Origin of the sequence: Pseudomonas oligotrophica (assembly GCF_021726475.1) — a bacterium.
GTDB lineage: Bacteria > Pseudomonadota > Gammaproteobacteria > Pseudomonadales > Pseudomonadaceae > Stutzerimonas > Stutzerimonas oligotrophica.
Genome location: NZ_JAKJRU010000007.1, coordinates 226987 through 249261, shown reverse-complemented (window position 1 = coordinate 249261; position 22275 = coordinate 226987). Strand labels below are relative to the sequence as shown.

Here is a 22275-nt window from a genome sequence, read left to right as displayed (position 1 = left end):
TTTCGACTTCCTAACCTGTTGATTTATCAGGCTTTTCCATCGAAGTGCGCTGCGAAAGTGGTGCGCATTATAGGCGGATTTCGGAGGGCGTCAACCGGTTTTTATATAAAGCTCGGTAAAAGAAACGTCAGGCCGCCCTTGTCGCTTCAACTCACCGGCGGCACGCCACACATCCGTTCCGTGATCGTCTGTCCGGCCGCTTGCAGGCTGCGTGCAGCAGAGCCCCGCGGGTCGGCGTCGAACACCGCAGCCGAACCCACCATAGTGATCACCCCCGTCAGTTGCTCGCCGGCCCCGAACAGCGGAACCGAGACCGCATTGACACCCGGCATCAGCAATCCTTGTACCGCATGGATGCCGTTTGCACGGATCTGCGACTGCACCCGTTGCAGATGCTCGCTATCCGGCGCGCCCGGTCGCCCTGACTCTTGCTCGGACAACGCCGCCGTTTGCGCTCGCGGCAGATACGCTGCGAACACCTGCCCGGTGGATGAACCCAGCAGCGGCAAGACCGAACCGACCTGGGTAACCAGCGTCACCGCCCCCACGGCCTGCTCGACAGAGACCACCACAGGCCCATGGTTGCCCCAGATCGCCAGGAAGCACGTCTGATTCAAGCGATCCCGCAGTTCCGTCAGCACCGGGCCAGCCAGCTTCACCACATCCAGCCGGCCGATCGCAGCCAGGCCGACGAACAGGGCCGCCTGACCCAACCCGTAATGATTGGTGCGCGGGTCCTGCTCGGCGAAGCCGCTGGCCATCAGCGCCTGCAGATAGCGATGCACCTTGCTTGCCGGCATCTCCAGATGTTCAGCCAGCCGACTCAGCGAGGTGGACGGGGCCAGCTCGGCCAGGCCCCTAAGGATGTCCGTACCGATCTCGGCCGCCTGCACCTTCTGTCGTCTCGGTGCCGGGTTGTTCTCGGATTCAGTGGCCATGGCGATGTCCGTCAGGAATGGATGGCGGATCTTACCCTTGACGCTTGCCGGGCTGCACGTTACGTTTTGCGTAAATGAATTACGATATAAGAAACAAATACGACCGTGCGACACGGCACCTACCCGAACGAGGCTCTGCAATGGCAATCGTGAAAAAAATCCACCATGTGGCCTACCGCTGCCGCGATGCGCTGGAAACGGCGCGCTGGTATGAAGAACACCTGCAGATGCGGTTGATCCTGTCGATCGCCGAGGATGCAGTGCCCTCCACCGGCGAGGCCGACCCCTACATGCACATCTTCCTGGATGCCGGCATGGGCAATGTGCTGGCCTTCTTCGAGTTGCCGACCCGCCCGCCCATGGGCCGCGACGAGAACACGCCGGTATGGACCCAGCACCTGGCGCTACAGGTCGAATCGATGGATTTGCTGTTGTCCACCAAGCAGCGGCTGGAGGCCGCCGGGATCGAAGTAATCGGGCCGACCGACCATGCGCTGTTCCAGTCCATCTACTTCTTCGACCCCAACGGCCACCGCCTGGAGCTCGCTGCCGAGACCGGCTCGCCGAAGATGCTCGAGGCGCTGGACCAGGTGAAATGGGACATGCTGGAAGAATGGGCGCGTACCAAGAAGGCGCCGCAGCATGCAGCCTGGATGCACGATGGCCGCTACAAGGACATGTTCTTCTGACGCCAGCAGCGCCAGGCACGCTCTGGTCAACAAACGGAAACCTTATGAATATCGCCAACACACTTGAAAGCTGGGTGGAATCGGCCAACGGCCACGCCGACTTCTCGCTGCACAATCTGCCATTGGGCGTCTTCAGCCGTGCACAGCAGAGTCCGCGCGGCGGCGTCGCCATCGGCGACTGCATCCTCGACCTGGGTACGGCCCTGCAAGCCGGGCTACTGCAGGGCGATGCGGCCCGCGCGGCCGAAGCGGCACAGGGCGATAGCCTCAACCCGCTGTTCGCCCTCGGCGCTGGCCCGCGCCGCGCGCTGCGCGAGGCGTTGCAAAGCCTGCTCGCCAAGAACAACCCAGCGCAGCAGCGCTTGCGCGACTTGGGCGAAGCCCTGCTCGCGCCGATGGCCCACTGCACCCTGCACATGCCGGCACGCGTCGGCGACTACACCGATTTCTACGTCGGCATCCATCACGCCACCAATGTCGGCAAGCTGTTCCGCCCCGACAACCCGCTGTTGCCCAACTACAAGTACGTGCCGATCGGCTACCACGGCCGCGCCTCGAGCCTCTGCGTTTCCGGAAGCGCGGTGCGGCGCCCGTACGGGCAGACATTGAAGCCGGGCGCCAGCGAACCGGAGTTCGTCCCTGCCCGGCGCCTGGACTACGAGCTCGAGATCGGTATCTGGATCGGCCCCGGCAACGAGCTGGGCACGCCCATCGACATCGCCGAGGCCGATGCCCATGTCGCCGGGTTCTGCCTGTTCAACGACTGGTCCGCACGCGACGTGCAGGCCTGGGAATACCAGCCGCTCGGCCCGTTCCTGTCCAAGAGCTTCGCCAGCAGCGTTTCTCCCTGGGTAGTCACCCCTGAAGCGCTGGCGCCGTTTCGCTGCGCCCAGCCGGCACGTCCGCAGGGCGACCCCCAGCCGCTGCCCTACCTGCGCGACGCGCGTGACCAGCGGCAGGGCGCGCTGGATATCCAGTTGGAGGTGCTGCTCAGCAGCCAGGCCATGCGCGAGCAAAGGTTGGCGCCCCAGCGCATTGCACTGAGCAGCACGCTGAACATGTACTGGACGGTGGCGCAGATGGTCGCTCACCACAGCGCCAACGGCTGCAACCTGCGCCCCGGCGACCTGTTCGGCTCCGGCACGCTGTCCGGGCCGACGCCCGATGCCTGCGGCAGCCTGCTGGAGCTGACCGAGGGCGGCAAGCACCCGCTGACCCTGGCCAGCGGCGAGACGCGGACCTTCCTCGAGGATGGCGACGAGGTGATCCTGCGCGCCCGCTGCCAGCGCGAGGGCGGCCCCTCGATCGGCTTCGGCGAATGCCGCGGCGTGGTGTTGCCGGCACTGGCCTGAACGCGACAATCGGCACCTGGAAGAACAAACGGCCCGCCTTTACCGGCGGGCCGTTTCGTTGTTGCGTTCCCCTTATCCCGGCGCCGACAGCCGCAAGTGGCTGCCGGGCCATCGCTCACTGCGCGGTGCTCAGCACCCCGCGCTGGATCTGGTCACGCTCGATGGATTCGAACAGCGCCTTGAAGTTGCCTTCGCCGAAGCCGCTGTCGCCCTTGCGCTGGATGAACTCGAAGAACACCGGGCCGAGCAGGGTCGCCGAGAAGATCTGCAACAGCAGCCGGCGCTCGCCGTTCTCGGAGGTCCCGTCAAGCAGGATGCCACGCGACTGCAGCTCATCGGTCGGCTCGCCATGGTTCGGCAGGCGCCCTTCGAGCATCTGGTAGTAAGTGTCCGGCGGCGCGGTCATGAACGGCGTGCCCCGCGCCTTGAGCGCGTCCCAGGTGCGGATCAGGTCGTCAGTGAGAAAGGCCACATGCTGGATGCCCTCGCCATTGAACTGCATGAGGAATTCCTCGATCTGCCCGGCGCCCTTGCTCGACTCCTCGTTCAGCGGGATGCGGATCATGCCGTCCGGCGCGGTCATGGCCTTGGATGTCAGGCCGGTGTACTCGCCCTTGATGTCGAAGTAGCGGATCTCGCGGAAGTTGAACAGCTTCTCGTAGAAGTCCGCCCAGTAGCCCATGCGCCCGCGGTAGACGTTGTGGGTCAGGTGGTCGATGAGCTTCAGGCCCGCACCCAGGGGATGGCGGTCGACACCCTCGAGGAAGACGAAGTCGATGTCATAGATCGAGCTGCCTTCGCCGAAACGGTCGATCAGGTACAGCGGCGCGCCGCCGATGCCCTTGATCGCCGGCAGGCGCAGCTCCATTGGCCCGGTGGGCATGTCCACCGCCTGGGCACCCAGCTCCAGCGCGCGGGCGTAGGCCTGGTGCGAGTCGCGCACGCGAAAGCCCATGCCGCACACCGACGGCCCGTGCTCGGCGGCGAAGTAGGCGGCGTGGCTCTTCGGCTCGCGGTTGACGATGGCATTGATCTCGCCCTGGCGATACAGCGCCACGTCCTTCGACCGATGGTTGGCGACGTGGCTGAAGCCCATGCTCTCCAGCACCGGCTCGATGACGTTCGGGGTGGGCGAGGCGAATTCGATGAACTCGAACCCCATGAGGCCCATGGGGTTTTCAAAAAGATCGGCCATGACTGGCTCCTGTATTTCTATTTATAAGGTAGGAGGTTGCGCCTGCTACCTCGCCCGGCGGCGCACAGGGCACCCCGCGGACACTGCGCCCCAGATGATCGCCCAGCGTCAGGCGAAAGCCGCATGTCTTCATCGGCCGCTCACCATGCGCACCCGGCGGGAGCTGGATGAGCGGAAGCACGTACAGATTTCCATGGTTGCGGTCACTCCACTCGGGCCCGTACGACGTCGTCGTGTCGATTTTGCGTAATTTGATTACGATTAGAGAAATCTGCGCAACCCGGACCAGACTGTCAAGCGTTGTTCAAGTCGAGGCTGGGTAGATCGGCGCCTGCGCCAGTACATCGGCGATGGCGCGGGCGGCGACCGACAGCTCGTATCCCGGCCGAGTCAGCAGGCCGACCGGGCGCTCGATCACCGGCTCGCCCAGCGCCACGCAGCATGCGCCCAGTTCGTGCATCTGCTCGCGGCACAACGCGGGGACGGCGCTGACGCCCAGGCCGTTGGCGACCATGCGGCCGACCGTAGCCAGCTGGTGGCTCTCGAACGCCACCGGCAGCGCACGACCCTGCTGGCGCAGGTGCTCCTCGAGCATCACCCGCACGCTGGACGGCCGCTGCAGCGTGATGAAGGATTCGGTCAGCAGTTCGGCCCAGCTCAGGGCCGACTGCCCGGCGAGCGGCGAATCGGCCGGGACGACCGCGACGAAGCGGTCGACGTAGAGCGCCTGGAACAGCAGCGGGCTGGTTGGCTCGGGCTCGAAGGCGATGCCCAGTTCCACCGCCCCGCTTCGCACCAGTTCCATGACCTCCTCGTTGATGACGTCATGGACGGTCACGCCGATCGCCGGGTACTGCTGGCGGAACCGCTTGAGCACCGGCGGTAGCAGGTTGCCGGCGAACGACGGCATGGCCGCCATGGCAACCCGTCCCCGGCGCAGCGAGAAGCGCTGGCGCAGCTCGTCCTCGGCGTCGTCCCAGTCGGCGAGCAGGCGTCGCGCCAGCGGCACCAGGGCTTCGCCTTCCGGCGTCAGGCAGACGCTGCGCGTGGTCCGCGAGAAGAGCCGGCCGCCCAGGCTGTCCTCCAGGGCCTTGATGGTCAGGCTGAGCGCCGATTGCGACAGGCACAAGCGCTCTCCGGCCTGGGCGAAGCTCAGGGTCTGGGCGACGACGAGGAAGGCGCGCAGTTGCTTGACGGTCATGGCAGGGTATCCAGCTGGATTGAAGAGTTTTATCAATCAATCCTTTTGAAAATTCAACTTAAAAAAACAGTCGCCGGGTTCGACACTGGAGCCGTCCTGAAAAACAAGAAGGAGAACGGCAATGCCAGGTTTCGACAAACGTGTGAGTTGCATGGAGCAGGCCCTCGAAGGCCTGCAGGATGGCATGACGGTGCTGGCCGGCGGTTTCGGCCTGTGCGGCATCCCGGAAAACCTGATCGCCGAGATCAAACGCCGCGGCAACCGCGAGCTGACGGTGGTCTCGAACAACTGCGGCGTCGACGGCTTCGGCCTAGGCGTGCTGCTCGAAGACCGGCAGATCCGCAAGATGATCGCCTCCTACGTCGGCGAGAACGCGCTGTTCGAGAAGCAGCTGCTGGAAGGCGAGCTGGAGGTCGAACTGACCCCGCAGGGCACCCTGGCCGAGAAGCTGCGTGCCGGCGGTGCCGGCATCCCCGCCTTCTTCACCGCCACCGGCTACGGCACGCCGGTGGCCGAAGGCAAGGAAGTGCGCGAGTTCGACGGCCGCCGCTACATCCTCGAGCGCGCCATCACCGGCGACTTCGCCATCGTCAAGGGCTGGAAGGCCGACCGCTATGGCAATGTCGTCTACCGCCACACCGCGCAGAACTTCAATCCGCTGGCCGCCGCGGCCGGCCGGATCACGGTCGTCGAGGTGGAGGAGATCGTCGAGCCAGGCGAGCTCGAGCCCAGCCAGATCCACACGCCGGGCATCTACGTCGACCGCATCATCTGCAGCAGCTTCGAGAAGCGCATCGAAAAGCGCACCGTCCGCGCCTGATCGCCGGCCCAGAACAAGAGGAACAGAGCATGGCACTTACCCGTGAACAGATGGCCCAGCGCATCGCCCGCGAACTGCAGGACGGCTTCTACGTGAACCTCGGCATCGGCATCCCGACGCTGGTCGCCAACTACGTGCCCGAGGGCATCGAGGTGATGCTGCAGTCCGAAAACGGTCTGCTCGGCATGGGCCCTTTCCCTACCGAGGCCGAGCTGGATGCCGACATGATCAACGCCGGCAAGCAGACCGTCACCGCGCTGCCCGGCGCCTCGATCTTCAGCTCGGCCGAGTCGTTCGCGATGATCCGCGGCGGGCATGTCGACCTCACCGTGCTGGGCGCCTTCGAGGTGGACGTGCAGGGCAACATCGCCTCCTGGATGATCCCCGGCAAGCTGGTCAAGGGCATGGGCGGCGCCATGGACCTGGTGGCCGGCGCCGAGAACATCATCGTGGTGATGACCCACGCCTCCAAGGACGGCGAATCCAAGCTGCTGCCGCGCTGCAGCCTGCCGCTGACCGGTGCCGGCTGCATCAGGCGCGTGCTGACCGACCTCGCCTACCTGGAGATCGAGAACGGCGCCTTCGTGCTCAGGGAGCGCGCGCCGGGAGTCAGCGTCGAGCAGATCCGCGCGATGACGGCCGGCGAACTGGTGGTGCCCGACGAGGTGCCGGAGATGCAGTTCGCCTGAGCCGCCCTTTCAATGTTCGCTTGTCAGCTTTCACAAGGAGACAACCCATGCAAGACGTCGTCATTGTAGCGGCAACCCGCACCGCCATCGGCAGTTTCCAGGGCTCGCTGGCCAATGTGCCGGCAGTCGAACTGGGCGCCACCGTGATCCGCGCCCTGCTGGCAAAGACCGGCCTCGACCCGGCCCGGGTCGACGAGGTCATCCTCGGCCAGGTGCTCACCGCCGGTGCCGGGCAGAACCCTGCGCGCCAGGCCGCGATCAAGGCCGGCCTGCCCCACGCGGTGCCGGCCATGACGCTGAACAAGGTCTGCGGCTCGGGCCTCAAGGCCGTGCACCTGGCCGTGCAGGCGATCCGCTGCGGCGATGCCGAGGTGGTCATCGCCGGCGGCATGGAGAACATGAGCCTGGCGCCCTACGTCCTGCCCGGCGCACGCACCGGCCTGCGCATGGGTCACGCGCAGATCGTCGACAGCATGATCAGCGACGGCCTGTGGGATGCCTTCAACGACTACCACATGGGCATTACCGCGGAGAACCTGGCTGACCAGTACGGCATCGACCGCGCCCGGCAGGACGCCTTCGCCGCCCAGTCGCAGCAGCGCGCCAGCGCCGCCATCGAGGCCGGCCGCTTCGACGCCGAGATCACCCCGGTGCTGATCCCGCAGCGCAAGGGCGACCCGCTCGCCTTCGCCCGCGACGAGCAGCCGCGCGCCGGCACCACCGCCGAATCCCTCGGCGGCCTGCGTGCAGCCTTCAAGAAGGACGGCAGCGTCACCGCCGGCAACGCCTCGACCCTCAACGACGGCGCCGCCGCGGTGCTGCTGATGAGCGCCAACAAGGCCGAGGCCCTGGGCCTGCCGGTGCTGGCGAAGATCGCCGGCTACGCCAATGCTGGCGTCGACCCGGCGATCATGGGCATCGCCCCGGTCACCGCCACCCGCCGCTGCCTGGAAAAGGCCGGCTGGACGCTGGCCGAGCTGGACCTGATCGAAGCCAACGAAGCCTTCGCCGTGCAGGCGCTGTCGGTCGGCCAGGAACTGGGTTGGGACAGCGAGAAGGTCAACGTCAACGGCGGCGCCATTGCCCTGGGCCATCCCATCGGTGCCTCGGGTTGTCGCATCCTCGTCACGCTGCTGCACGAGATGCAGCGCCGCGATGCCAGGAAGGGTCTTGCCACGCTCTGCATCGGTGGCGGCCAGGGCGTGGCGCTGGCCATCGAGCGCGCCTGAACAGGACATTGAGGGGCGCCAATTGCGCCCCTCAGTGCCGACACACCCCTCCGCAGGACCTCCCCGCCGCGAACTCATCGAATCCCGGCAATTGCCCAGATCACGATCCAGGGCAATTGCCGGGCCCGTTGCCGTAGCGTCTTCGGCCAGGCAACGCCGCGCCGTCGCCGAGCGACACGGCTCCTGCCAGCCAACCGCCGCTCGGCGCCCCCGCCTTCCTCCTGCTCCAGATACGCCATGCCCCCCGCGCGCCGTGCTGCGCGTCACACCGGCGACCGATACGCTGCATGGCAGCCAGCAAGGGCAAATTGACATGCTTTACAGTCAGGGAATTTATCGATAATAATTCTCATTAGCTAATAATTCTAAAGGCTCTTGCATGCTCCGCCCTTCATCCGTCCTTGCGCGCCTGCACGCCGGCCAGGAAGTCCATGGCCTGCTCAACTCGGTTCCCTCGCCGCTGCTGTGCGAGATGATCGCCGCCGCCGGCTACGACTTCGTGATCCTCGACCTGGAGCACCTGCTGCGCTCCGGCGACGAGCTGATGCATTGCCTGCGCGCCTGCGAGGCCGCCGGCATCGCGGCCTGGCTGCGCGTGCCGGAAGTCGACCCCAAGCTGATCGGCCGGGCGCTGGACGCCGGTGTCGAGGCGATCGTGCTGCCGCGGGTGGAAAGCGCCGCAGAGGTCGAGAGGGCCTTGGCTGCAGTACGCTTCCCGCCCCTCGGTCAGCGCGGCATCAGCGGCGGGCGCTGCACCGGCTTCGGCGCGCTCGGTCTTGCCGACTATATCGGCCTGGCCAATGCCGAGCCGCGCCTGGTGCCGATGATCGAGAGCGCCGCCGGGATCTCCGCCCTGCCCGGGATCCTCGCCCTGCCCGGCATCGCCATGGTCCTCGAAGGCGCCCTCGACCTGGCGCTGGACCTGGGGGTTGGCCCCGATCCCCTGCACCCACAGGTCTGGGATGGGCTGCAGCAGGTCGCCGCCGCCTGCACCGACGCCGGGGTGCCGTTCTGTGCCAATCCGCGCACGTCCGAACAGCTCAGCCACTGGCAAGCGCGCGGCGTACGTGCCTTTCTCGCCGGCGAGGACCGCGGCCTGCTGCTCGCCGCGCTGAAGGCGCGCCGACGCGATTTCAGCGCCGCCGGAGGCTAAAGGGTTCCCCTCCGCCCCACCCAATTTCGCTCCACCACCGCCACCTCCGTTCCGGCAAGCGCCTGCGCCTTGCCGTCGGCCCGCCATTGCCCAGGAGAAACCCATGCAAAGGCCCATCGTCATCCTCAGCCACGTCGCCACCCATGCCGTCTGCCAAGGCTTTTTGCCCGCCGCCCAGCAGAGCGGACAACCGCTCTTGATCCTCACCGACCATGCCCAGGAGCACTGGCACCACCTGGCCGATGCCGGGATCGCGGTCGACGGCCTGGATATCCTCGAGTGCGACGTGTTCAACCCGCTGGCGGTGATCGAGCTGCTGCACGCCCATGGCCAGCGTCCGCGCGCGGTGTTTTCCAACAGCGACCACCTGCAGACCAGCTGCGCCCTGGTCGCCGAGGCCTTCGCCTGCCCCGGCAAGGACTGGCGGATCTGCCACGCGGCGAAGAACAAGGCGGAAATGCGCGAGCGCCTGCAGCGCCTCGGCCTGCCGGGGCCCTGGTTCCGGGTGCTGGCGCCCGGCGCGGCGCTGCCCGTCGACGCGCCCTTTCCGCTGGTAGCCAAGCCGCGCGAGGGTGTCGCCAGCCTGGACGTGCAGCTGTGCCACGACGCGGCCGAACTGGCCGACTACTGCGCGGACTTCTGGCAGCGCCAGCCGAACCGCGCACTACTGCTCGAGGCCTACCTCGAAGGTCCGCTGTTCACCCTGGAAACCCTCGGCGACGGCCAAAGCCTGCAAGCCATCGGCGGCTTCGACGTGACGCTCTCGCCGCCACCGCACTTCGTCGAGCTTGAGGCGCGCTGGAACGGCCCGCTGAGCCGCGCCGCCCGCAGCGCCGCGCTGGCCCAGGTGGCCGCCTTCGGCGTCAACTTCGGCGTCTGCCACAGCGAGTTCATCCTCACCGCCGACGGCCCGGTGCTGGTCGAGATCAACTACCGCAGCATCGGCGACGGCCGCGAGTTCCTCCTCGACCGCCTGCTGCCGCAGGGCTGGTTCGCACGCATCCTCGCCCTGCACCTCGGCGAGCCGCTGGCCGAAGCACAGCCCAGCGACGCCGCGGCGCTGGTCCACTACCTCGTCGCCCCGCACGGCGGCCAGTTGCGCCAAACCTCCGCCAGCTTCAGCGCCGAGAAAGCGGGCTACTGGACCGACTATTGCGCACTGCGCGAGGCGGGCGAGCAGATCCACCTCAGCCACTCGAACAAGGACTACCTCGGCGTGCTGCGCCTGATCGCCCCCGACGAGGCGGCGTTGCAGGCACAGTTCGCGGCCGTGCGCGGCGACCTGCGCTGGGAGCTGGCATGAACCCGAACGATTTCGAGCTCGATCACGACCGCACCGCCATCGGCCAGCGCATCCTCGACTGCTGCCTGCGCGAGGACATCCGCGGCCTGCTCGGCCGCTCACGCATCGGTCAGCTACCGGCCGAACTGGCCGCGCACTGGCCGCAACCGGCGGAGCCGCACTGGTTGTGCATCGACCACCTGGGCGGTGGCGAGCTGTGGCTGCCGGTGCGCGCCGGCGGCCCGCTGCAGGCGTGGAGTGCACTCGGCGACCGCTGGCTGCGCCGCCAAGGCGAGCACGTAGAGCTGGAGCAGGGCTATCGCCGCTGGCTGGAGCACCTGGCCCGCGGCCTGGATGGCGAGAGCCTGGCGCTGTTCGCCGACTACCTCGAGGAGGCCGACTGCGCGGTCGAGCATCGCCGGCTGTGCCGCGCAGCCTACGCCACGCATGCCGGCGGGCTGCAGCGGATTCTCGACGAGCCCGACTGGGGCCGCCGCCTGCTCGGTATCGATCGCCTGGCCAGCTACCTGGATCATCCCTTCTACCCCACCGCGCGGGCCAAGAGCGGCTTCGACACCGCGGCGCTGCAGGGCTACGCGCCGGAGTTCGCGCCGCGCTTCCAGTTGCGCTGGCTGGCGGTGCCCAGGGCGCTGCTCGAGCAGACCAGCACGCCGCCGGCATTCTGGCCGGGCTTCGCCACGGTCGGCCTGGACCCGTCATTGGAGAGCAGCCACGCGCTACTGCCAGTGCATCCGCTGACCTGGCCGGAGCTGGACGCCCATGGTCTGCCGGCCGGCTGCCTGCGCGCACCGCACGCCGCGCTGGCGGTGGAGCCGACCCTCTCGGTGCGCACGGTGATGTGCGTGGATGCCCCGCGCTGGCATATCAAGCTGCCGCTGCTGGTACGCACCCTCGGCGCGCGCAATCTGCGCCTGATCAAGCCGAGCACCATCCACGACGGCCACTGGTTCCAGACCGTGCTGGAGGCGCTCGCTGCGCGCGACGGCCAGCTTGGTGCGCGCTATCTCCACGTCGACGAGCAACACGGCGGCCACGTCGCCGGCGAGCGCCACCTGGCCTATATCCTGCGCCACTACCCGGACGACCTGGCGCAGGCGACCCTGGTGCCGGTCGCCGCCCTGGCCAGCGCACTGCCCGACGGTCGCCTGCTGGTCGCGGCGCTGGCCGAGCGCTTCCACCAAGGCGACCTGCTGGCCTGGTGGCGCGAGTACCTCGACCTGCTGCTGGCCGCGCACCTGCGCCTCTGGCTGGTCTACGGCATCGCCCTGGAAGCCAACCAGCAGAACGCCGTGCTGCTGTTCGAGGCCGGCCGGCCGCTGCGTTTGTTGATGAAGGACAACGATGCCGCGCGCCTGTGGCCGGCGCGCTTCGCCAGCGCCAGTCCCGACCTCGCGCCGCGCCTGGCCGAGCTGCGCGACGAGCGAATCTGCGTCGATGGCGCGCGGCCGCTGGCCGAGATGTTCTGCACCATCACCCTGCAACTGAACATGCTCGCCCCGCTGGAAGCCATCGCCGCCGCCGGCCTGGCCGAACGCGCAAGCCTCTATGCGCTGCTGCGTGAACGCCTGGCCACCGCCCTCGACACGCTGGAGGACGACGGCGTAGCGGTCGACGAGGCACGCCACTTCCTGCTCGACGCCCCGACACTGCCGGTGAAGTACCTGCTCAGTGCCGGCAGCCTGTTCAGCAAGGCGCACTCCGGTGCGGCGGACATCAACAAGTTCTACGGCTACAGCGCGGCGAACGTCCTGCAGGAGGCGGCCCCATGTCCCGCCGACTGACCGCCAGCGTCCTGCTCGGACACTACCTGTCGGCGTTCACCGCCCTCGGTGCGCCGCTGTTCCTGCCGCGCATCCTCGCCGACCTCGACGCCCCGGCGCCGACCTGGAGCATCGGTGTGCTCTACGTGCTGCCGACCCTGTGCACCGCGCTGGCGGCGCCCGTCTGGGGGCGCCTGGCCGACCGCCATGGTTGCCGGTTGTCGCTGCTGCGCGCGCATGCCGGGCTGGCCGCGGGCTTCCTGCTCGCCGGCTTCAGCCCGAACCTCGCGGTGTTCACCCTGGCGCTGGTGGTCCAGGGCACCTTCGGCGGTGCCATGGCGGCGTCGAACGCCTACCTGGCGACCCAACTGGCCGGCGAAGGCCTGGCGCGCGCGCTCAACCTGACCCAGTACTCGGCGCGCCTGGCGCTGCTCACCGGCCCGGTGCTGGTCGGCCTGCTGGCCAGCGCCGGCCTGGGGCTGGAGATCTACCGCTACCTGGCCTGGTTGCCGCTGGCCGCCTTCGTGCTGGTGTTGCCGCTGCCGGTCGACGCGCCGCGCACCGAGGCGCCGGCGGCGGACGGCACGCGGGGAGGCGGCGAGCTGCCGGCGGACCTGCTGCGCCTGCTCGCCGTGCAGTTCCTGTTCAGCTTCGCCATGGTGGTGACCTTCCCCTACTTCGTGCCCTACGGCGAAGACCTGGGGCTCGCCAACGATGCGCTGATCGGCCTGCTCTACAGCCTGCCGCACCTGGTCTACCTGCTCGCCCTGCCCTGGGTGCAGCGGCGCGGCGGCCCGCTGCTGGCGATGGGCCTGGCCATGCTGGCGCTGGCCAACCTGCTGCAGTTCCTGCGCCTGCCGGCCGAGCTGCTGGTCGCCCTGCGCCTGCTCAGCGGACTGGGCATGCTGCTCGGCTTCGTCGGCCTGCACCGCTGCCTCGCCGAGCGCCGCAAGCGCGCCGGTGCCGGCCGCCTGTTCGGCTGGTTCGACGCCAGCGGCAAATGGGCCGGCAGCGCCGCCGGCCTGGTCGCCGGCCTCGCCGTCCAGCTGCACGGCGCCGCCATGCCGTTCCTGATCGCCAGCCTGGCCGCGCTCGCCGCGCTGGCCGTGGCCACCCCTCTATATGCCCGCTCGCCGGAGACCGCCGCATGACTCTCGCCACCCGCACGCCCCACGAACGTACCCTCGACGGTGCCGCCCAACGCCATGCCATCGACTGCCTGCTCAACTGCTACCTGCGCGAGTACGCCCTGCCGCGCGGTGAGGCCAGCCTCGACTGCCAGGCCCATGACCTGCCCATGGGCCTGCGCCAGCTGCCCGGCCGCCGCGTGCAGCTACGCCTGGCCGACGGCAGTCGCCTGGCGCTGCTCGCCGACCGTACCAGCGCACTCGGCCGCTGCCGCTTCCTCAGCGCGCCCTGGTTCAAGGGCCACGGCCAGGGCTGGCAGGCGCTGGACGCCAATAGCCTGGCGCGCCTGCTGCTCACCCCGCTGACCGGCGCGGAACGCCACGCCGAACTGCTGCAGCAGATCGACAACAGCCTGCGCATCACGCGTACCTTCCTCGGCCACGCCACTGCCGCCAACCAGCCCCAGGTCGGTAGCTCCGGGCAGGTCGACACGCTGCTGCATTCCGAGCAAAGGCAAGTCTGGGGCCATGCCCTGCACCCGACGCCCAAGAGCCGCGATGGCGTCTCCGAGGCCGACCTCCTGGCCTGCTCGCCGGAAGTCGGCGCGCAGTTCCCGCTGCACTGGTTCCGCGTCGATCCGGCGCTGGTGCGCCACCAGGGCGACGACCCGCGCGGCCTGCTCGCCCAGGTGGCCGGCGCCGAGCACCTCTACCCGTGCCACCCATGGGAAGTCGCCCGGGTGCTGGCCGACCCGCTGGTCCAGCGCGTGCGCAAGCTCGGCCTCGTGGAATACCTCGGTCCGCAGGGGCTGGCCCTCTACCCGACCTCATCGGTGCGCACCCTCTACCATCCCGAGCTGAGCCATTTCCTGAAGTTCTCGATCCACGTGCGGCTGACCAACTGCGTGCGCAAGAACGCCTGGTACGAACTGGACAGCGCGGTGGCGCTGACCCGCCTGCTCGGCCCGCTGATGCGAGAGCTGGGCGCCAGCCAGCCGGGTTTTGCGCTGATGCCCGAGCCTGCCGCCAGCACCCTGGACCTGTCCGCCTACGGCAGCACCGAGGAAGCCCGCGAGGTCACCGAGTGCTTCGGCATCCTCTACCGGCAGAATCTCGACGCGGCCAGCCGCGTACGCTACCAGCCGCGGGTCGCCATGGCGCTGTTCACCTGGAGCCTGGACGGGCACAGCGTCTGCCAGCCCTTGGTCGCGCAGTGCGCGGCGCAACTCGGCGTGGCCCCGGCCGAGGCCGCCGTGCGCTGGCTGCGCGCCTACGCCGGGCTGCTGCTCGGCGGCTCGCTGCACTGCCTGTTCCGCCACGGCGTGGTGCTCGAACCGCACCTGCAGAACACCCTGCTCGGTTTCGACGAACAGGGCCTGCCCTGCCGCGTGTGGATCCGCGACCTGGAAGGCACCAAGCTGATCCCCGAGCACTGGCCGGCCGAGCGCCTCGCCCACCTCGACGCGCGCACCCGCGCCTCGCTGCACTACGACGCCGACAAGGCCTGGAAGCGGGTCGCCTACTGCGCGCTGGTCAACAACCTCGGCGAGGCGGTGTTCCACCTGGCCGGTGGCGACGCGGCGCTGGAGAAACGCCTGTGGCGCGAGATCGCGGCAATCCTCGAGACGCAGCGCACCCCGCTCGGTGACCCGCCTGCACTACGCGAGCTGTGCGCCGGCGCCCCGCTGCCAAGCAAGGAGAACTTCATGACCCGCCTGCTGATGAAAGCCGACCGCGAGGCCGGCTACACCGCCCTGCCCAATCCCTTGGCCGCCGCCCATGGAGACGATCGATGAGCCTGCCCGCTGCCATCCACGAGGCCATCGCCACGCTGCGCCGCCAGCGCCGCGAGCCGCTGTGCGCCTACCTCTACGACCTGCCGGCGCTGGCCCGCCACGCCCGCGCCCTGCGCGAGGCGCTGCCGGCCGGCTGCGAGCTGTTCTACGCCGCCAAGGCCAACCCCGAAGCGCCGATCCTGCGCACCCTGGCGCCCTGGGTCGACGGCTTCGAGGCGGCCTCCGGCGGCGAGCTGCGCTGGCTGCACGAATGTCACCCGGACAAGCCGCTGATCTTCGGCGGCCCCGGCAAGCTGGACAGCGAACTGGCCGCGGCGATGGATTGCGGGATCGCCGCCTTCCATGTGGAAAGCCTCGGCGAGCTGCGCCGCCTGGCGACCGTCGCCAGGGCCTGCGGCCGCCCGGCACCGGTGCTGCTGCGGCTCAACCTCAAGCTCGACGAGGCGCCCGACAGCCGCCTGGTGATGGGTGGCAAGCCGACCCCGTTCGGTCTCGACGAGGAAGCCCTGGACGAGGCGCTGGCGCTGCTTGCCGGCGAGCCCTGGCTGAAATTGGAGGGCCTGCACTTCCATATGCTCTCCCACCAGCTGGACAGCGCCGCGCACCTGCAGCTGATGCGCAGCTATTTCCGCTGCTTCCGCCAGCTCAACGCGCGCCACGGCCTGGACCTGACACTGCTCAATGTCGGCGGCGGCATGGGCATCGACTACCGCGACCACGCCCGCTCCTTCGACTGGCCGGGCTTCTGCGCGGGGCTTGCTGCGCTGATCGCCGAGGAAGGCATGGCCGGAACGCGCATCCGCTTCGAGATCGGCCGCTTCCTCACCGCCGCCTGCGGCTATTACCTGATGGAGGTGCTGGACATCAAGCGCAACCACGGCCAGTACTTCGCCGTGGCCCGTGGCGGCACCCACCACTTCCGCACCCCGGCGGCGCAGGGCCACGACCACCCCTTCGTGGTGGTGCGCGGTGCGGCGCCAGCGGAGCTGGAGCACCAGCCGGTGACCCTGGTCGGCCAGCTGTGCACACCCAAGGACGTGCTGGCCCGCCAGCAGCCGGTGGCAGCGCTCGCGGTCGGCGACCTGCTGGTGTTCACCCTGGCCGGCGCCTACGCCTGGAACATCTCGCACCAGCACTTCCTGATGCACGAGCCACCGCAGCGGCTCTACCTGGAGCCGCTGCCCGGCTAGCCCGGCGCCGACTAGCTGGCGGCGCTGACCGCCGCGCGGATGTCAGCGGCCAGCTGGCGCACACGTGCCTCGCGGGTATCCCACGAGCACATGAAGCGTGCGCCGCCGACGCCGATGAAGGTATAGAACACCCAGCCGCGGCTCTTCAGCGCCTCGAGCGCCGGCGGCGGCAGGCTGACGAAGACGCCATTGGCCTGCACCGGAAACATCAGCTCGACGCCGGGCACATCCTGGATCAGCTCGGCGAGCAGGCTTGCGCAGTGGTTGGCGTGGGCGGCGTATTTCAACCAGGCGCCGCTTTCCAGCAGCCCGACCCAGGGCGCGGAGAGAAAGCGCATCTTCGAGGCGAGCTGGCCGGACTGCTTGCAGCGGTACTCGAAGTCGGTGGCGAGCTGGCGGTTGAAGAACAGGATGGCCTCGCCGACCGCCATGCCATTCTTGGTACCACCGAAACAGAGCACGTCGACGCCGGTTTTCCAGCTCAGCTCCGCCGGCGAGATGCCCAGGTGCGCGCAGGCGTTGGCGAAGCGGGCGCCATCCATGTGCAGGTGCAGGCCGAGGTCGCGGCAGGTATCGCTGATGGCGCGCAGTTCGTCCGGCTGGTAGACGGTGCCGACCTCGGTGGCCTGGGTCAGGCTGACCACGCGCGGCTTGGGGTAATGGATGTCCTTGCGCTTCAGGGCGACCTCGCGGATCGCCGCGGGCGTCAGCTTGCCCTGCTCGGTCCGGGCGAGCAGCAGCTTGGAGCCGTTGGAAAAGAACTCCGGCGCACCGCATTCGTCGGTCTCGATGTGGGCGATGTCGCTGCAGATCACGCTGTGGTAGCTCTGGCACAGGGACGACAGCGCCAGGGAGTTGGCCGCCGTACCGTTGAAGGCAAAGAACACCTCGCAGTCGGTGGCGAACAGCTCGCGGAAGTGATCGGCCGCACGCGTAGTCCACTGGTCGTCACCGTAGGCCCGTTCATGGCCCTGGTTCGCCCGGGCCATGGCGTCCCAGGCTTCGGGACAGATGCCGGAATAGTTGTCGCTGGCAAATTGCTGATCGCTCATCGAATCCTCATTGGCAATGGCACTGCCGACGGTGGCTGGCAGCCCCCTTAGTTTGTAGAGCCCAGGTGCGCCCAGTGCAAACAGGAAATGGTCAGCAGCCAGGCGCCGGTGCCATTCCGCCTGCCACGACACTCGTGAGCCGTGGCGCAGGGCCACATCGACACCGGGCCGAAGCCTCGCCATCCTGCGCCGTGCCATCGGCACAGGCCAGGCTCCGCGCGGGCCCGCAGCCGGCAATCGTGCAACGGAACATCGATCGCGGTTGGCGGCAAAGCATCTGGTAAGCTCGCGCCAGCCAAAAATAACAACCCCAGGAGCGCCACGGCGTATGACTTCGACTGAGCTTCTATTCGCAGGTGTGGAACTCATGCTGTTCGGCATGGGTTTCGTGTTCGCCTTCCTGATCCTGCTGATCTTCAGCGTGCAGCTGATGTCGGCGATCGTCACCCGCTTCGCGCCGCTACCGCAGCCAGCGGCTGGCACGACCAGCACCGAATCGGTGGACGCCGACACCCTCGCAGCCATCTCGCTCGCCATCCAGCGCCACCGCGCGCGCCGTTCGTGAAAGGAATCGCTCCCATGACGCCAGCCAACAAGCCCCTGGGCCTCACCGACGTGGTGCTGCGTGACGCGCACCAGTCCATCCTCGCCACCCGCCTGCGCCTCGATGACATGCTGCCGATCGCGCCCAAGCTCGATCAGGTCGGCTTCTGGTCCGTCGAATCCTGGGGCGGCGCGACCTTCGACGCCTGCATCCGCTACCTGGGCGAAGACCCCTGGGAGCGCATCCGCGCACTGAAGAAGGCCATGCCCAACACCCGCCAGCAGATGCTGCTGCGCGGCCAGAACCTGCTGGGCTACCGGCACTACGCCGACGATGTGGTGGAGAAGTTCGTCGAGCGCGCCGCCATCAACGGCGTCGACGTGTTCCGCGTGTTCGACGCGATGAATGACCCGCGCAACCTGGAGACCGCGCTGAAAGCGGTGAAGGCCGTCGGCAAGCACGCCCAGGGCACGATTTCCTACACCACCAGCCCGGTGCATACGCTGCAGATGTGGGTCGACCTGGCCAAGCAAATCGAGGACATGGGCGCCGACTCGGTGGCGATCAAGGACATGGCCGGCATCCTCAACCCGTACACCGCCTTCGAGCTGGTGTCGCGGCTGAAGGCCAGCCTGGCGATCCCGATCCACATGCAGTGCCATGCCACCGCGGGCCTGTCCACCGCGGCGATCCTCAAGGCGGTGGAAGCCGGCATCGACAACGTCGACACGGCGATTTCCTCGCTGTCGATGACCTACGGCCACTCGCCGAGCGAGTCGGTGGTCGCCATCTTCCAGGGCACCGAGCGCGACACCGGGCTCGACCTCGAGCTGCTCGAGGAGATCGCCGCCTACTTCCGTGAGGTGCGCAAGAAGTACGCGAAGTTCGAGGGCAACCTCAAGGGCGTCGACTCGCGCATCCTGGTCGCCCAGGTGCCCGGCGGCATGCTCACCAACATGGAAAGCCAGCTCAAGGAACAGGGCGCGCAGGACCGCTTCGACGAGGTGCTCGCGGAAATCCCGCGGGTGCGCGAAGACCTCGGCTTCATCCCGCTGGTGACACCGACCTCGCAGATCGTCGGCACCCAGGCGGTGATCAACGTGCTCACCGGCGAGCGCTACAAGTCCATCACCAAGGAAACCGCCGGCGTGCTCAAGGGCGAGTACGGCGCGGCCCCCGCTCCGTTCAACGCCGAGCTGCAGGCCCGGGTGCTCGATGGCAAGGCCGCGATCACCTGCCGCCCGGCCGACCTGCTCGAGCCGGAGATGGACAAGCTCACCGCCGAGCTGCGCGCGCTGGCGAAGGAGAAAGGCTTCAGCCTGGCCGCCGACGAGATCGACGACGTGCTCACCTATGCGCTGTTCCCGCAGATCGGCCTGAAGTTCCTGGAGAACCGCGGCAACCCCGCGGCCTTCGAGCCCGTGCCGACCGGCAACGAGGCGCCCATGCGCGAGGCCGGCAAGCCGGAGGTGTACACCGTCGAGGTGAACGGCAAGTCCTTCGTGGTGCAGGTCAACGACGGCGGCGACATCGAGGGCATCAAGCCTGTCGGCGCTCAGGCTTCGGCGGCCGCTTCGAACGCCGCGCCCTGCAGCGGCGAGCCGCAGGCCGCGCCGCTGGCCGGCAACATCTTCAAGGTGCTCGCCCAGCCGGGCCAGCAGGTGCAGGAAGGCGACCTGGTGCTGATCCTCGAGGCGATGAAGATGGAAACCGAGATCCGCGCATTCAAGGCCGGCACCATTGCCAGCGTCAACGTCAAGGTCGGCGACGCGGTGGCGGTAGGCGACACCCTGCTGACCATCGGCTAAGGAGCGGACATGGAAACGTTGAGCAAACTCTGGTTCAGCACCGGGCTGTACCACGCGGCGCCCGGGCAGATCTTCATGATGCTGGTGTGCTTCGGGCTGATCTACCTGGCGATCCGCAAGGGCTTCGAGCCACTGTTGCTGATTCCCATCGGCTTCGGCGGCCTGCTGGCCAACATTCCGGTGGCCAACATGGCCGAAGGCGCCGGCATCCTGCACCTGATCTACGAGGTGGGCCTGCCCACCGGGGTGTTCCCGCTGCTGATCTTCATGGGCGTCGGGGCGATGACCGATTTCGGGCCGATGCTCGCCAACCCCAAGACCCTGCTGCTCGGCGCCGCGGCGCAGTTCGGCATCTTCGGCACGCTGCTCGGCGCCCTGGCGCTGAGCTCGCTCGGCCTGGACGGCCTGCAGTTCACCCTCAAGGAAGCCGCCTCGATCGCCATCATCGGCGGCGCCGACGGGCCGACCTCGATCTTCGTCACCGCCAAGCTGGCGCCGGACCTGCTCGGGCCGATCGCCGTGGCCGCCTACTCCTACATGGCGCTGGTGCCGCTGATCCAGCCACCGATCATGCGCGCGCTGACCAGCAAGCAGGAACGCGCCATCGTCATGACCCAGCTGCGCCATGTCAGCCAGAGCGAGAAGATCGTCTTCCCGCTGATGCTGCTGGTGCTGATCGGCCTGCTGCTGCCCGATGCCGCGCCGCTGGTGGGGATGTTCGCCTTCGGCAACCTGCTGCGTGAGTGCGGGGTGGTGGATCGCCTGGCCGATACCGCGCGCAATGCGCTGATCAACATCGTCACCATCGCCCTGGGCCTGGCGGTTGGCGCCAAGCTCTCGGCCGACGCCTTCCTGCAGATGAAGACCCTCGGGATCATGCTGCTGGGCATGGTCGCCTTCGCCGGCGGCACCGCGGCCGGGGTGATCATGGCCAAGCTGATGAACCGCTTCAGCAAGACGCCGATCAACCCGCTGATCGGCGCCGCCGGTGTCTCCGCGGTGCCGATGGCCGCGCGGGTCGCCAACAAGGTGGGCCTGGAAGCCAACCCGCAGAACTTCCTGCTGATGCATGCCATGGGGCCGAACGTGGCCGGGGTGATCGGCTCAGCGGTGGCCGCGGGTATCCTGCTCAACATGGCCGGCTGAGGCAAGCGGCCGCCCCCTGCCGAGCCCGCGGCATCGCTGCCGGGCTCGGCACCTTCCCGCCCCCCTTTGCCCAGGCGGCGCAACTCATAGCGCCATCCACGCGTCTGCGCGTCATAATGGCGCCCCATCCGGTGGTACCGATCAGGACGGCGCAGCTGCGTCGTACCGCGGCACGTTGATATCGCCCTGTACCGCCGAACACACGTGGCCGACGCGCATAGGATGTACCAGTGAATCTCCCCTCGAAGCCAGCAACCACAGTGTCCCGCCGCTTTTCCGTCGCGCCGATGATGGATTGGACGGACCGCCATTGCCGGTACTTCCTGCGCCAGCTGTCGCGCCACACGCTGCTGTACACCGAGATGGTCACCACCGGCGCGCTGCTGCATGGCGAGGCGGCGCGCTTCCTGCGCCACGACGAATGCGAGCATCCGCTGGCGCTGCAGCTCGGCGGCAGCGTGCCGGCGGAGCTGGCGGCCTGTGCCCGGCTGGGCGAGGCGGCCGGCTATGACGAGATCAACCTCAACGTCGGCTGCCCCAGCGACCGGGTGCAGAACAACATGATCGGCGCCTGCCTGATGGGCCATCCGCAGCTGGTCGCCGAGTGCGTCAAGGCGATGCGCGACGCGGTCGGCGTCGAGGTCACGGTCAAGCACCGCATCGGCATCAACGGCCGCGACAGCTATGCCGAGCTGTGCGACTTCGTCGGCCAGGTGCGCGAGGCCGGTTGCCGCAGTTTCACCGTGCATGCGCGCATCGCCATCCTCGAGGGGCTGTCGCCCAAGCAGAACCGCGAGGTGCCGCCACTGCGCTACGACATCGCGGCGCAGCTGAAGCGGGACTTCCCGGACCTGGAGATCATCCTCAACGGCGGCATCAAGACGCTCGACGAATGCCGCGAGCACCTGCGCACCTTCGATGGCGTCATGCTCGGCCGCGAGGCCTACCACAACCCCTACCTGCTGGCGCAGGTCGACCAGCAGTTGTTCGCCAGCGACGCCACGCCGATCAGCCGTGCGCAGGCGCTGCGCAACATGCGGCCCTACATCGAGCGGCACATCGCCGAAGGTGGCGCCATGCACCATGTCACCCGCCACGTGCTCGGCCTGGGCCAGGGCTTTCCCGGGGCGCGGCGCTTCCGCCAGCTGCTGTCGGTGGACATCCACAAGGCCGCCCAGCCGCTGGCACTGCTCGACCAGGCCATCGGGCTGCTCGAAGGGCATTGAGCCTGCGCGGGGAACGCCGCGCCCGCGGCGGGCTCAAATGCCCGCCGCATGAGCCCA

19 protein-coding genes are annotated in these 22275 nt (G+C 68.3%); 15 read left to right on the top strand and 4 right to left on the bottom strand.

The annotated features are described in order from the left end of the window. Positions 1–146 precede the first annotated feature (146 nt). Positions 147–938: an IclR family transcriptional regulator gene (locus tag L3N39_RS16210; protein WP_237258494.1), complete on the bottom strand. Its 792-nt coding sequence runs from the start codon at positions 936–938 to the stop codon at positions 147–149. 140 nt (positions 939–1078) lie between these two features. On the opposite strand from L3N39_RS16210, the gene L3N39_RS16205 reads away from it, so the two are divergent. Continuing rightward, positions 1079–1627, top strand: coding sequence for a VOC family protein (locus tag L3N39_RS16205; RefSeq protein WP_237258493.1), 549 nt, complete (start codon positions 1079–1081; stop codon positions 1625–1627). A gap of 44 nt (positions 1628–1671) precedes the next feature. Next, positions 1672–2979 (top strand): fumarylacetoacetase, encoded by a 1308-nt coding sequence (fahA, locus tag L3N39_RS16200; protein ID WP_237258492.1) that lies wholly within the window; start codon positions 1672–1674, stop codon positions 2977–2979. Positions 2980–3094: 115 nt separating this feature from the next. On the opposite strand, the gene hppD is transcribed toward fahA, so the two are convergent. Beyond that, positions 3095–4174, bottom strand: coding sequence for a 4-hydroxyphenylpyruvate dioxygenase (gene hppD, locus L3N39_RS16195; protein WP_237258491.1), 1080 nt, complete (start codon positions 4172–4174; stop codon positions 3095–3097). A 304-nt stretch (positions 4175–4478) separates the two neighbouring features. After that, positions 4479–5375 (bottom strand): LysR family transcriptional regulator, encoded by an 897-nt coding sequence (locus tag L3N39_RS16190; RefSeq protein ID WP_237258490.1) that lies wholly within the window; start codon positions 5373–5375, stop codon positions 4479–4481. A gap of 121 nt (positions 5376–5496) precedes the next feature. Between L3N39_RS16190 and L3N39_RS16185 the strand changes: the two genes are divergently transcribed. From L3N39_RS16185 to L3N39_RS16145, 9 genes are all read left to right on the top strand, one after another. Further along, positions 5497–6195, top strand: a complete 699-nt coding sequence (locus L3N39_RS16185; RefSeq protein ID WP_237258489.1) for a CoA transferase subunit A — start codon at positions 5497–5499, stop codon at positions 6193–6195. A 29-nt stretch (positions 6196–6224) separates the two neighbouring features. After that, the gene (locus L3N39_RS16180; protein ID WP_237258488.1) at positions 6225–6884 is read left to right on the top strand and encodes a CoA transferase subunit B; all 660 of its coding nucleotides are present in this window, start codon (positions 6225–6227) and stop codon (positions 6882–6884) included. A gap of 47 nt (positions 6885–6931) precedes the next feature. Beyond that, positions 6932–8113: an acetyl-CoA C-acetyltransferase gene (locus L3N39_RS16175; protein ID WP_237258487.1), complete on the top strand. Its 1182-nt coding sequence runs from the start codon at positions 6932–6934 to the stop codon at positions 8111–8113. A 379-nt stretch (positions 8114–8492) separates the two neighbouring features. After that, the gene (locus L3N39_RS16170; protein ID WP_237258486.1) at positions 8493–9266 is read left to right on the top strand and encodes an HpcH/HpaI aldolase family protein; all 774 of its coding nucleotides are present in this window, start codon (positions 8493–8495) and stop codon (positions 9264–9266) included. 103 nt (positions 9267–9369) lie between these two features. Further along, on the top strand, positions 9370–10569 hold the full coding sequence (locus L3N39_RS16165) for an ATP-grasp domain-containing protein (protein WP_237258485.1): 1200 nt from the start codon (positions 9370–9372) through the stop codon (positions 10567–10569). Beyond that, complete coding sequence (locus L3N39_RS16160; protein ID WP_237258484.1) at positions 10566–12350, top strand: IucA/IucC family protein; 1785 nt, start codon at positions 10566–10568, stop codon at positions 12348–12350. Before L3N39_RS16165 ends, L3N39_RS16160 begins: the two co-directional genes overlap by 4 nt. Continuing rightward, positions 12335–13480, top strand: coding sequence for an MFS transporter (locus L3N39_RS16155; protein ID WP_237258483.1), 1146 nt, complete (start codon positions 12335–12337; stop codon positions 13478–13480). The genes L3N39_RS16160 and L3N39_RS16155 overlap by 16 nt, the downstream gene beginning before the upstream one ends. Further along, positions 13477–15252 (top strand): IucA/IucC family protein, encoded by a 1776-nt coding sequence (locus L3N39_RS16150; protein ID WP_237258482.1) that lies wholly within the window; start codon positions 13477–13479, stop codon positions 15250–15252. The genes L3N39_RS16155 and L3N39_RS16150 overlap by 4 nt, the downstream gene beginning before the upstream one ends. Further along, positions 15249–16442 carry a type III PLP-dependent enzyme gene (locus L3N39_RS16145; RefSeq protein ID WP_237258481.1) on the top strand — a complete coding sequence of 398 codons (1194 nt, stop codon included), beginning with the start codon at positions 15249–15251 and terminating at the stop codon, positions 16440–16442. Before L3N39_RS16150 ends, L3N39_RS16145 begins: the two co-directional genes overlap by 4 nt. Positions 16443–16453: 11 nt before the next feature. Here the strand turns inward: L3N39_RS16145 and L3N39_RS16140 are convergent, their stop codons facing one another. Next, positions 16454–17494 carry a threonine aldolase family protein gene (locus L3N39_RS16140; protein WP_237258480.1) on the bottom strand — a complete coding sequence of 347 codons (1041 nt, stop codon included), beginning with the start codon at positions 17492–17494 and terminating at the stop codon, positions 16454–16456. A gap of 328 nt (positions 17495–17822) precedes the next feature. Here L3N39_RS16140 and L3N39_RS16135 point away from each other — a divergent pair, with 328 nt between their 5' ends. The 4 genes from L3N39_RS16135 to dusA all read left to right on the top strand — a co-directional run bounded on the left by L3N39_RS16135 (position 17823) and on the right by dusA (position 22218). Further along, the gene (locus tag L3N39_RS16135; protein ID WP_237258479.1) at positions 17823–18059 is read left to right on the top strand and encodes an OadG family protein; all 237 of its coding nucleotides are present in this window, start codon (positions 17823–17825) and stop codon (positions 18057–18059) included. Positions 18060–18073: 14 nt separating this feature from the next. Further along, positions 18074–19846, top strand: coding sequence for a sodium-extruding oxaloacetate decarboxylase subunit alpha (gene oadA, locus L3N39_RS16130; protein WP_237258478.1), 1773 nt, complete (start codon positions 18074–18076; stop codon positions 19844–19846). Between the two features lie 9 nt (positions 19847–19855). Next, positions 19856–20992: a sodium ion-translocating decarboxylase subunit beta gene (locus tag L3N39_RS16125; protein ID WP_237258477.1), complete on the top strand. Its 1137-nt coding sequence runs from the start codon at positions 19856–19858 to the stop codon at positions 20990–20992. 230 nt (positions 20993–21222) lie between these two features. Further along, a complete protein-coding gene (dusA, locus tag L3N39_RS16120) occupies positions 21223–22218 on the top strand; it encodes a tRNA dihydrouridine(20/20a) synthase DusA (RefSeq protein WP_348983405.1) in 996 nt (331 codons plus the stop codon). Positions 22219–22275 lie beyond the last annotated feature (57 nt).